Raw genomic sequence first — 12,126 nt, 5'->3', positions numbered from 1 at the left:
AGCTACAAATGTTTTCTGCGCGAAAGCAAAGCGACAGCAGCAATTATGCCGAGGCATAATTAATAGAAATGTAAGTTACTCATTTGAGTATTTTTAACTTGTATTACCGGTATATAGTGAGGGTCACAAGCCAAATATCAGTCTAGTGTCAGAAATCTTGACGAAAAGAAAGGTCTTTCGTCGCTAGAGGTTTCTGAAGAATCAGTCAGTAACAACACATGGAATTCAACGGTATAATTAGCGGAATTCAAGTTCATCACCAAAAGTTGTGGATGAGATTTGTTAAAACGTATGCCACTTCATTTATATAAGTTGATTGGAGTGAAGGCTGGACGCCCCCAGAAAGCTTTGCTCTGTGCGAAAGCGAAGCGACAGCGGCAAATGTTTTCTGTAGCGAAAGCAAAGCGTCAGCTACAAAGCGCCCAGCCGGACGGAAATCAACCACACGCTATGGTGATGAGCTGGAATTCATCAAGTTAATGAATGGGCATTATTGGCGATAAATGTTAATGTTTTTCGTGCAATGAATGTCGAAATCTTTTTAAAATCTTGAAACATAAACGCCGTGGTGTAAATAGATGCAGACAATTTATTTGATAAAGATTCAATAATCTTGTAAGATTGTTGCTTGAATAGGGGTGAAACATATTGTTCAAATTTAATGATGAAAAAGGCAATTTAAAATGCTCATTCTGTGGAAAGCCACAAGAACAGGTACGTAAACTAGTTGCAGGTCCTGGTGTTTATATTTGTGATGAATGTATCGAACTTTGTTCAGAAATCGTTGTAGAGGAACTGGGTGTTGAAGAAGAAATTGAATTCCAAGATATTCCAAAACCGAAAGAAATCTTAACGATTTTAGATGAGTATGTAATAGGACAAGATCGTGCTAAAAAAGCTTTAGCAGTTGCGGTTTACAATCACTACAAGCGCATTAATACAAATAGTAAGATTGATGATGTAGAATTAGCGAAATCGAACATTGTGTTAATCGGCCCAACTGGTAGCGGTAAAACTTTATTGGCCCAAACATTGGCACGTATATTAAACGTTCCTTTTGCTATTGCAGATGCTACTTCTCTAACAGAAGCTGGCTATGTTGGTGAGGACGTTGAAAATATTTTATTAAAATTAATTCAATCCGCAGATTACGATATCGAGCGTGCTGAAAAAGGAATCATCTATATTGATGAAATCGATAAAGTTGCACGTAAATCCGAAAATCCATCCATTACACGTGATGTTTCTGGTGAAGGTGTACAACAAGCCCTTCTAAAAATTTTAGAAGGTACAGTTGCAAGTGTCCCACCACAAGGTGGTCGTAAGCATCCACACCAAGAGTTTTTACAAATCGATACTACAAACATCTTATTTATTGTGGGTGGAGCATTTGATGGAATAGAATCCATTATTAAACGTCGTCAAGGTGAAAAAGTAATTGGCTTCGGTTCAGATCCAAACAAAATTGATATGGATGAAGGCTCAATTATGGCAAAGTTGATTCCAGAGGATTTATTAAAATTTGGTCTAATTCCAGAATTCATCGGTCGATTACCAGTACTTGCAAGTCTAGAACAATTAAACGAGGCTGCGCTTGTACAAATTTTAACGGAGCCTAAAAATGCACTAGCTAAGCAATATCAAAAAATGCTTGAACTAGATGGTGTTGAGCTTGAGTTTGATGAAGGTGCTCTTTCTGAAATTGCAAAAGAAGCAATAGAACGGAAAACGGGTGCACGTGGTCTTCGTTCAATTATTGAGTCAACAATGCTTGATGTAATGTACGAACTACCTTCACGCGAAGACGTGAAAAAATGTATCATTACGGCAAAAACAATTACGGATAAAGAAAAACCGAAATTGCTTCTTGAAGATGGCACTGAACTCGATGAAGGTAGCGACACAAAAACTTCAGCATAACGAACAGATACTAATGTCTATTGTTATGAGATAAAGAGTAATTTAGCTGACTTCGATTGTGCAATATTCGCACATATCGACAGTCAGCTTTTTATTCATTCATACATAAAGCCAACTGTAATTAGATGAAATTTTTGGCTCAATTGATTAACTAGTGTGAATCAGCTTTTTAGACACATACTAGTAGCGTGGGAGTGAATAAGAAAATTTTGACGGAGGTGAATACCCGCATGGTGACAATACAAAAAACAACAAGTGTACCATTATTGCCTTTACGTGGACTTTTAGTATACCCGTCGATGGTGTTACATATTGATGTGGGTAGAAATCGTTCTGTAGCGGCGCTAGAACAAGCGATGCTAGAGGACCAATTGATATTATTGGTAACACAAAAAGAAGTGCATGATGAACAGCCTGATGAGCAAGATTTATATACAGTTGGTACGATGGCATATGTCAAACAGATGTTAAAATTACCAAATGGAACACTGCGTATTTTAGTGGAAGGTGTAGCGCGTGCAACATGGTCTAACTATCGGGCGCTAGAAAAATATACGATTGTTGACATCGATGTTAAGGAGGAAACAATCGGTAAGGATGTTGAAACACAGGCTTTAATGCGTACGTTGTTAACGTATTTCGAAAGATACGCGAAAGGCTCCAATAAAATTACATCTGAAACCATCAGTACTGTGGCAGACATTGAAGAGCCAGGTCGTTTAGCAGACATCATTGCATCGCATTTACCATTTAAGATTGCAGATAAACAAGAAGTATTAGAGATGCTCAATGTAAAGAAGCGATTAGATCATTTAATTATTCGTTTACATGACGAGCAAGAAGTACTTGATCTTGAAAAGAAAATTAATACAAAAGTTAAGCAATCCATGGAGCGTACGCAAAAGGAGTATTATTTACGTGAACAAATGAAAGCTATTCAAACAGAGCTAGGAGATCGTGAAGGAAAAACTGGTGAAGTAGCTGAATTACGTAAACGTATCGACGAAACAGGGATGCCTGAATCAACGAAAGAAGTAGTGCTTAAAGAGTTGGATCGCTATGAGAAGCTACCAGCAGCTAGTGCAGAGAGTGGCGTCATCCGAAACTATATTGATTGGATTGTTTCATTACCATGGACAAATTCGACTGAAGATCGCATGAATATCGAACATGCAGAGGACATTTTAAATCGTGACCATGACGGTTTAGAAAAAGTAAAAGAACGTATATTAGAATATTTAGCTGTACGTCAGTTGAAAAAATCGTTACGTGGACCAATATTATGTTTAGCTGGCCCTCCAGGTGTAGGTAAAACATCATTAGCTCGATCTGTTGCAGAAAGCTTGGATCGCAAATTTATCCGAATTTCATTAGGTGGGGTACGAGACGAATCGGAAATTCGTGGTCATCGTCGTACGTATGTTGGGGCAATGCCAGGTCGTATTATCCAAGGGATGAAAAAGGCAGGAACAATTAATCCTGTGTTCCTTCTAGATGAAATTGATAAAATGTCTAATGACTTTAGGGGAGATCCTGCAGCAGCAATGCTTGAAGTTTTAGATCCGGCTCAAAATAATACATTTAGTGATCATTACATCGAAGAACCTTATGATTTATCAAATGTATTATTTATAGCAACTGCGAATGATTTAAGTACAATTCCTGGGCCGTTACTAGATCGTATGGAAGTAATCTCAATTGCTGGTTATACAGAAATTGAAAAAGAGCAAATTACGAAAAATCACTTAATACCGAAACAGTTAAAAGAGCATGGCTTGAAAAAAACACAAGTTATTATTAAAGACGAAGCCGTAGTTGATATTATCCGTTATTATACTCGTGAAGCAGGTGTTCGCGGACTAGAGCGTCAAATCGCAACCCTATGTCGTAAAATCGCTAAGATCATCGTTTCTGGTGAGAAAAAACGAGTAACAGTGAACTCGAAAACGTTAGAGGAATTACTCGGTAAACATCGTTTCCGATATGGACAAGCAGAAGAGGAAAATCAAATCGGTGTAGCTACTGGGCTTGCTTATACAACTGTAGGTGGTGATACATTACAAATTGAGGTATCATTAACACCTGGTAAAGGAAAATTGCAGTTAACTGGTAAGCTTGGCGATGTCATGAAGGAATCTGCTCAAACAGCTTTATCGTATGTCCGTACAAAAATGGGAGATCTAAAAGTGGATGCAGAATATTTTGAAACACATGATATTCATATTCATGTTCCTGAAGGAGCTGTTCCGAAAGATGGACCTTCCGCAGGTATTACTATGGCAACCGCAATTGTTTCCGCAATTTTACATCGTCCAATACGCCGTGAAGTCGGCATGACAGGTGAAATTACATTACGTGGACGTGTACTGCCAATTGGTGGCTTAAAGGAAAAAACACTCAGTGCGCATCGAGCGGGCTTAACGACAATTATTTGTCCGAAAGATAATGAGCGAGATCTTGAGGATATTCCTGAAAGTGTACGCGAACAACTAACATTTAAACTAGTGTCATCGGCTGATGAAGTATTAGCCCATGCACTGGACGGAGGTTTTTAAGAAAATGAAAGTCCATAACGTAGAAATGGTCATAAGTGCTGTAAGACCAGACCAATATCCAGAAGATGGACTGCCAGAATTTGCACTAGCCGGTCGTTCAAATGTGGGGAAATCCTCATTTATTAATCGAATGATCGGTCGTAAGGCTTTAGCACGTATTTCTTCAAAGCCCGGAAAAACACAAACGCTTAATTTTTACAAAATTGAAGAACAATTATTTTTTGTAGATGTTCCGGGCTATGGTTATGCAAAGGTTTCAAAAACTGAGCGTGAAGCATGGGGAAAAATGATTGAGCGTTACATCACAGGGCGCAATGAATTAAAGGCAGTCGTACAAATTGTTGACTTACGTCATCCCCCTACAGCTGATGATCGCATGATGTATGATTTTTTAAAGCATTACAATATTCCTTGTATTGTTATTGCAACAAAAGCAGATAAAATTCCAAAAGGTAAATGGGATAAGCATAAAAAAATCGTGAAAGAAACGCTAGACATGGAAAAAAATGATCCCCTTATTGTCTTTTCTTCAGAAAAAGGAATTGGCTTTGAAGAAGCTTGGCGTACAATCGAAAATAAAATGTAATAAAAAAACATCTATTGAGTCTATTATTTAGGACAGTAGATGTTTTTTTATTAAAAATTTGGGGAATCGCTTGATGAATGGGACAACTGACCGATAAATTAAATAGGAGGTGGACTAAATGGATATCGCAGCTTTATCAATGGCAATGAATCAAGCAACTTTAATGCAAAATGTATCTCTAGCTGTAACGAAGCAGGCAATGGAGATGCAACAGCAAAATACAGAACAATTAGTTGAAATGTTAGATGCTCCACATCCGACAGCCGGACATACAATTGACGTTCAAGTATGATGAAGCAAAGGTAGCTTGAAAATGGAAGAGCTACCTCTATCTTTGTGTCTAATGGTAGATTTAAAAAGTAAGTAAAAGCACTAAAATGTAACTTTTTGAATAGGAAAAACTACCAATAGTACGATATACTATTTATAATAACAATTTTTTAGGAGGCGGGATTTGTTGAAGAAGATTCCATACATACTAATGATTGTGTTACTAGCGGTTCTCGGATTTTCATCAAATAAAACAGCTCATGCTGCCCAAATGGTGACTGGGACCTTTGTTGATGTAACATTTTCAGAATATGCAAATTCTAACGGAGTAATAGAAAAAAAGCTTAGTAAAATTACTTTGCAAAATGAAAGCGGTCATCAAGCTACATACAATATCAATGATAGTGCCCGCCTATATATTAATAATACAGTGACAACAATCGAAGGCTTTAAGATGGGAATGAAAGTAGAAGCGGAAATTTCCCTTCGCAGTGTTGTTGAGCTGCGAGGTACTTCTAATTCTACAAATGAAACAGAATCTCCAACAGTTGCGCAAAATACAAAAATACTTGCTGGAGTAGTGACAAGTATTGATCCAAATGGACTATTCATTATGCTGAAGCCAGATATTGGGGAGGAAACAACTTACTATATAAATAAAGATACAGAATATCAAAAAAACTCCTCAGCTGTCGATATTAGCGCTTTATATGTGGGGGATCGTGTGAAGCTTAGCCTTAAAAATCGAAACACATCCATTGTCACAAAAATAGACATTAGTGAGACGGGTACATTAGTTGAAAACCTGTATAAAGGTGAGATACAGACAGTTAATGCCAATACAAATAAATTAACTGTCAAAAACCAACATGCTTTTATAAATTGGCAATTTGGCTCTGACACAACAACAGCTTTATCAACGATGAATTTTTCATCGAAGGTTCCGATATATGTTGGAAATACAAAAATTGATAAAGGTCAGTTGAAAAATTACATTGGCAGTCAAGCATATTATGCAACAGTTAAACAATTTGGCAAAGAAGTGATTGAAAAGATTGTTGTATTGAAAAACAATGAGCGAACTTACTATGAGCCAATGCTTTCTGTAGATACTAAATATCAATTATTAAAACTTAAATCTGCCGGTACATTATACTTCCACGATGGAACGATTTTAATTAGAAATGGTCGTTTAATTGAACCTACTGGCTTATTAGCTTATGGTACAGCTTTTGTTATTTCGGACGGTGCTGCACGTGATCATTATGCCCAAGTTGTGGAAGTAACAAGTGATAGCTTTATGTCACCAAACTTATCAGGTCATGAGTTATATTATGGACGTTTATCACAAGCAGATGGCTATTTAATCGAAATTGATGATGCGATGAAGATCGAGTCAAATGTCTTCAAGAAAACAGAGCGTACTGTACTATCTGTTAGTAATTCAACAAAGGCTATAGTAGATGATGGTAACAAAATTTATAGTGTTATTCCTGATATTGAGCTTCATCTATATGAAGGAGAATATGGATACTTCTATGTGAAGGATGGTCATGTACAAGCCCTTCATATTCTAAATAAAGCGAAGCCTGTTGCACCATTAATGTTAACTGGTAAACTACAGTCAGTTAAATCGAAATACCCAGCTGTAATTAATGTGAAGAGCGTTAGTCAATGGCAAAATGGTCGCTGGTATGAAGCTGGTGAAATGATTGATATGAATATTGATCAAGCTACAATTATTAAAGCTGGTAAAGTTATTCAAGCATCTGATTTAAAACCTTCTGATCGTTTAGTAGTATTATCAGATCGTTTTGTCAAAGCTCATTTAATATTAGTTGATTAATCAATTTAGAAGTCTGTGAGTCTTCTGCGAGTATTTTTACGACAAATATATTCGCTTGTGGTGGGAAACTTTGTCGCCCTGCGTAGAAGACGAGCAGATGTTAACTTCTTTCAGCGCTACGGAAGTTCACACCTCTATAGATGGTGAGATGAATGCGGTTTTACGTCACTTTTCAGCGGTGTCCAAACATCTGCTGAAATAGACGCACGTCTTTCGGCAACGACTGAGTGACCAATATCGTGTTGGCCTAAAGCCTCCGGCGGATGTCACCGAATTATGCCGAGGTATAATTGATCCTTGAATTTTTCAGGTGTGTTGATAAAAGCAGATAATAATGGTTAATCAATTCACCTGATTATTTTGTAAAGTTGAAGAAAATTATTGACAGCAGCTCCAGATGCGGATATGTATGGAATGAAAGTGAGGGACAAAAAAAGAATGCGAAAACATTTATCTAAAATAATGTTAGTGGTTCTTGCTGTATTTGTTATTGGAGTTACTATCCCAGAAAATGCATTAGCTGTTTCATTAGAAACAACAGGTGCTGTAAAAAATGAATATACATATGAGGAAGCTGTTTTCATTACAGGAACACCTATTATATTTAAAGGTACTAGTAAAGACATTAAAATTACACAAAAAGAATCTAAAGGAAAGTTAACCGAAACATATAATCTAAAGCTAACAGCAAGTAATGGTGCTACATTAACACGAAATATGACCTACGAATCTGATGTTGTAGATTATGCTACGATTGGTCAAAAAACATCGAATGGTGTAGTGAAAAAGTATACTGAGAAAATTGTTGTTGGGAAAATAACATATACATTGGTAGATTACCAATTTTCACAAGGAACTGTAACGGACAATCGTGCAGCCTCTGATTATTACTCAGGTAATGTGATTTCAAGAAAAACATATGCCTATCAAACAGGGACTGGAAAAAATGCAGTCCAAAATACAGTAACGATTGATACTGATAGTCGTCATGCTGGCTATGAAAACTTCTGGGGAGCAACAGAAACACAAATTACAGAAGCTGTTTATAAATATAGCGACGGTAAGACTAGCCATGTGAAAAATCGCTTATCGACAAGCAAATCACGTGTACTAAACTATGAAGAAAACCTAGGAAGTTTAGGGAGCTTTGATGGTGGATATGCGGTAGTAAGTGAAAAAGATGTTATTTCAGAATATACGTATGATTTATCCTCTGGGCAAAAAGGTACTCTTGATTTAGATAAAGAATATATGCCGACAATTGAACGTTTAATCATTCCTAAGTTCCGTGATTTATCAAATCATTATGCAAAAGGAGCTATTGAAAAATTATACTCTTTAGGTATTTATTCTGATGCGAGTAACTTCTTCTCACCAAATACCCCGATGAAGCGTATTGACTTTACAACGGCGATTGGTAAGGCAGTTGACTTACGTGTTATGGAAGAACCGAAAACGAAAAAATCGACATCAGCTACTAGTGTTTTTAAAGATGTTAAACGTACGGTGAAAGATTATGCCTATATTGAGTCTGCGTATAAAAAAGGAATTATTAAAGGTGTAACGCCAGAGTACTTCAAACCTGATAATCAAATTACTCGAGCTCAAGCCGCTACGATTTTTGTACGTGCATTAGGGCTAGAAAATAAGGCGCCAGATCCAGGCTATGTGACAAAGTTTAAGGATGATGCGCAAATTCCAAACTATTCAAAAGACGGAATATACATTGCGAATGAGTTAGGCTTAATGACTGGTGACCCTACAACAGGTCGATTTAATCCAGATCAGCCATTAACGCGAGCACAAGCATCCGTAGTGTTAGAACGTTTCTTGAATTATTTAGAAAGCGATTTAAAACAAAACTATCGAGATGATATATTGTTCTTTAATTAATGAAAGGGCTGAAAAATAAATGACATATGCTAAAAAGGCATTTCTATCTCTGCTTTGTTTCGTACTAATTTTGATGACAGCTACTCCAGCTGTGACTCAAGCCGCTACGACAATTAATGATGTCCCAACCAATAACGGCAAATACAAAGCTATTTCGTGGGCAGTCGATAATGATCTACTCTCATTGAATAGCGCTAACAACTTTTTACCTAATGAGCAAATAACTGAACGAGAGCTTGTTGTAATGTTTGCGAAGCTCGATAAGAACTATGCATTAACATATAACGAAAGTGTCGCTTATAACTTCTATAGTGATTTTTATTTACCATTTAACGGTACTTACACGACAGCAAATCGTTCGAAAGCTGTTACACGTGGACAATTTGCGCGTATATATGCTGCCTTTAAAGGTTTAGATTTAGATGAGCCTCAAGCGGTTCAATATTTATACACAAATGATATTTCAACAGGAAGCACTGGTAAAAAGACATTTGCCGATTTCAATCCTTCTACAAAGCTAACTCGTGGAGATGTTGCTGAATTTTTATATCGCAGTGTACAAAACGGTAACTTTGCTGTACTAGGATTAAAACGTGCAGCAGCAGGTCGTGATAACGATAAAATCACATTACCGTCAGGCTTCATGGGCTCAAACAACGCAGAATTTGAAGAGCCAAAGGATAATTCTAATGATTTTACTGGACCAGAGTATGTGAATAATGCTCTTCAAAGTATTGATGTTGAAAAACCAGATTTAATTGCAAATGATCAAGATTCAACGCTAATTACTGTATCTTTAAAAGCTTGTAATGGCGATCCAATACCTGATGATAAATCTTATACATTCCGTGTAACTTCGTCATATGGTGCAAAAATCGTTGACACATCTGGTGAAGCTGTTCGAAATGTACAATCAGATGGCTCTACTGTCTCTGTGATTGTAATAGCACCAAAATTAACAAAATCTGTACGCGATACAATTACATTTGAACTTATTAACAACACAGATCCTGGTATGAAATGTCTTGTAGGTGAGAAATTGAATGCACATGTACGTTACTCACCTCAGCCAGAAATGCGCATTGATTATCAAGTGTATGATCCAGCAAATACGGATGATGAAAATGGCAATGTAACACCTCCATATGTACCGTATGAAAAGTTACCTGAGTTCTTTACTGAAAACATTATTGATGTTTACGATCCAGTCCCTTTAGATAAAGATGCAGATAAAAAGCTATTTAGTATTGGGCAACAAACAAATGTAACGGATGCTCTTGGCAATGTGCAAAATATGTATTTAAGATACGGTGGCTCGGATCCAAAATATCCAGCATTAGGCTATGAGCATGCCATTTTACAGTTTGAAAACTATGATATTTCCGTTTTCTTATTTGAGGAACTATTAAATCGACGTTTGAAGGACTCTGTGACAACACCTGCTAAAACAGAAATTATGTATATGATTTCAGATGATGGGCGTCCAATTTATCGTATTCAAGGAATTGATGATGCGATTGCCTCACAGGTAGAGAACATAAACCCAGTCGGTTCTATTATTCAACTTATGAACCATATGCCTGATGAAAAGAAATTAACGCTAGAGCATTATGATAGTGTCATGAAAATTTATGCTATTCTCACGAACTTGAGTAATTATGATCGAACAGTATTATTAAAATACCAAGGTGGTAAATTACTCGGTCAAGTAGAAGCTTATAAAAAACGAGTGGAAGCATTAAAGGAAAGTGCGGATGCGGCATCAAGACCATCGGGTAAAGATCGTTATACTAAGGTAATGGTTACATTAGTAAAACCTGGTGGAGAAATTATTACTGACTACCAAGGAACAGTAAAAATTAAATTTGATGGTGTTGAGAAAACAGCTTCATTTGTGACAAATACTTCGGATTATTTAAATAATACAGGTAGCCCAGGTACAGCTGTAGCGTACTTTGACTCGATTATTTATGGAAAATCAAAAGCTGAAGCAACATTAGTTAATAAAATAGATCCTCGTTATGCAACAATATTGAAGGATTTAAAAGATAAAACAATTACAAAGGAAATTTTCACAAATCCTTACTTTAGTAAAAATTCTTGTTCTTTAGCAACAGAAGTCGCTTACGTAGTTGATTACTCTGCTTCCATGAAAGCTTCTGACCAAACAAATTATCGTGGTAAGAAAATGATGGAAGTAATCAATCAAATTAAGGCTAAAAATAATATTGTTATTGAAACAAATACAAAAGCTACTGTTCTTGGGGAGGGCAGTACAGACAATGTCTTGAAAAAAGATCTATATAAAGCATCGAAAGAGAAGGGTGCTACAGATATCTTTGCAGGTATAGATCTCGCTCTGTCTAAATTCTCCAATGACTCGAAAACTTCAAAAGCTATAATTGTCGTATCAGACGGTAAAACAAGTAAATCTAAAATGACAAAAGTGCTGAACGAAGCGAAAAATAAAGGGGTTAAGGTTTACACTGTAAGTATGGGTAAAAAATCACAAGTCAATGATGCAATTTTAATGCAACTGGCTACTGAAACTGGCGGTACTTATTACCACGCAAATGATAACTTACAATTACATCAAGTTTTCCAAAAAATTATTGATTCAATTTTATGTAAAACTTCGTCGTCAAGTTGTGTGACTCCTGAAAATCTATTTGAAGAAGCGACAGTTACTCTACGCAAGGGCAATATTACAATGAATGCAAGAATTGATGGTAATTGTTCAAATGTTGCAAAGGTAAATGTACGATTCCCTTCTTTAAGTGGAGATGTGCAATTTGAATTGAATAAGCGTAGTGATAGTGTCTACATGCTAACAAAAACAGTTCAAACAATGCAGGACTTCAAAGTTAATAATGAGATTGAATTTGTAGCATATGATAAAGACGGTAAAATTATAGCTACAAAAACCGTGACAATCACAGATTAATAGATAAAAGTTATTTTAAGAGGCTGGGACATAACTAGCTTCAATTAGTGAGAAATCCGAATTTGAATGAATTCAAATTCGGATTTCTCTATTTTTTATGTTGTCTCCATAT

At 36.4% G+C, this 12,126-nt stretch carries 7 protein-coding genes; all 7 read left to right on the top strand.

All coding sequences use genetic code 11. The annotated features are described in order from the left end of the window. The first annotated feature begins 648 nt into the window (after positions 1-648). The 7 genes from clpX (at position 649) to ACIQ7T_RS23365 (ending at position 12,014) form a co-directional block, all read left to right on the top strand. Positions 649-1,920 (top strand): ATP-dependent protease ATP-binding subunit ClpX, encoded by a 1,272-nt coding sequence (gene clpX / locus ACIQ7T_RS23395; protein ID WP_323647644.1) that lies wholly within the window; start codon positions 649-651, stop codon positions 1,918-1,920. A gap of 230 nt (positions 1,921-2,150) precedes the next feature. Next, positions 2,151-4,475: an endopeptidase La gene (lon, locus tag ACIQ7T_RS23390; RefSeq protein WP_402873960.1), complete on the top strand. Its 2,325-nt coding sequence runs from the start codon at positions 2,151-2,153 to the stop codon at positions 4,473-4,475. A gap of 4 nt (positions 4,476-4,479) precedes the next feature. Further along, positions 4,480-5,061 (top strand): ribosome biogenesis GTP-binding protein YihA/YsxC, encoded by a 582-nt coding sequence (gene yihA, locus ACIQ7T_RS23385; RefSeq protein WP_132357011.1) that lies wholly within the window; start codon positions 4,480-4,482, stop codon positions 5,059-5,061. 118 nt (positions 5,062-5,179) lie between these two features. Then, entirely contained in the window at positions 5,180-5,353 is a 174-nt protein-coding gene (locus ACIQ7T_RS23380) for a YjfB family protein (protein ID WP_012295488.1), read from the top strand. A 165-nt stretch (positions 5,354-5,518) separates the two neighbouring features. After that, entirely contained in the window at positions 5,519-7,177 is a 1,659-nt protein-coding gene (locus tag ACIQ7T_RS23375; protein ID WP_402873957.1) for a hypothetical protein, read from the top strand. Positions 7,178-7,615: 438 nt separating this feature from the next. Continuing rightward, positions 7,616-9,070, top strand: a complete 1,455-nt coding sequence (locus ACIQ7T_RS23370) for an S-layer homology domain-containing protein (RefSeq protein WP_370075449.1) — start codon at positions 7,616-7,618, stop codon at positions 9,068-9,070. A 19-nt stretch (positions 9,071-9,089) separates the two neighbouring features. Continuing rightward, positions 9,090-12,014: a vWA domain-containing protein gene (locus tag ACIQ7T_RS23365; protein ID WP_402873955.1), complete on the top strand. Its 2,925-nt coding sequence runs from the start codon at positions 9,090-9,092 to the stop codon at positions 12,012-12,014. The last annotated feature ends 112 nt before the right edge of the window (positions 12,015-12,126 follow it).

The organism is Lysinibacillus sp. NPDC096212 (genome assembly GCF_044763105.1).
Classification (GTDB): domain Bacteria; phylum Bacillota; class Bacilli; order Bacillales_A; family Planococcaceae; genus Lysinibacillus.
The sequence above is the reverse complement of the archived record's forward strand: the minus strand, read 5'-3'. Positions and strand labels throughout refer to the sequence as shown.

What these genes read in the sequence shown, in the direction of transcription:
- lon (WP_402873960.1), top strand. Translation starts at nt 2,151, where the DNA reads ATGGTGACAATACAAAAAACAACAAGTGTACCATTATTGCCTTTACGT.
- yihA (WP_132357011.1), top strand. Translation starts at nt 4,480, where the DNA reads ATGAAAGTCCATAACGTAGAAATGGTCATAAGTGCTGTAAGACCAGAC.
- ACIQ7T_RS23380 (WP_012295488.1), top strand. Translation starts at nt 5,180, where the DNA reads ATGGATATCGCAGCTTTATCAATGGCAATGAATCAAGCAACTTTAATG.
- ACIQ7T_RS23370 (WP_370075449.1), top strand. Translation starts at nt 7,616, where the DNA reads ATGCGAAAACATTTATCTAAAATAATGTTAGTGGTTCTTGCTGTATTT.
- ACIQ7T_RS23365 (WP_402873955.1), top strand. Translation starts at nt 9,090, where the DNA reads ATGACATATGCTAAAAAGGCATTTCTATCTCTGCTTTGTTTCGTACTA.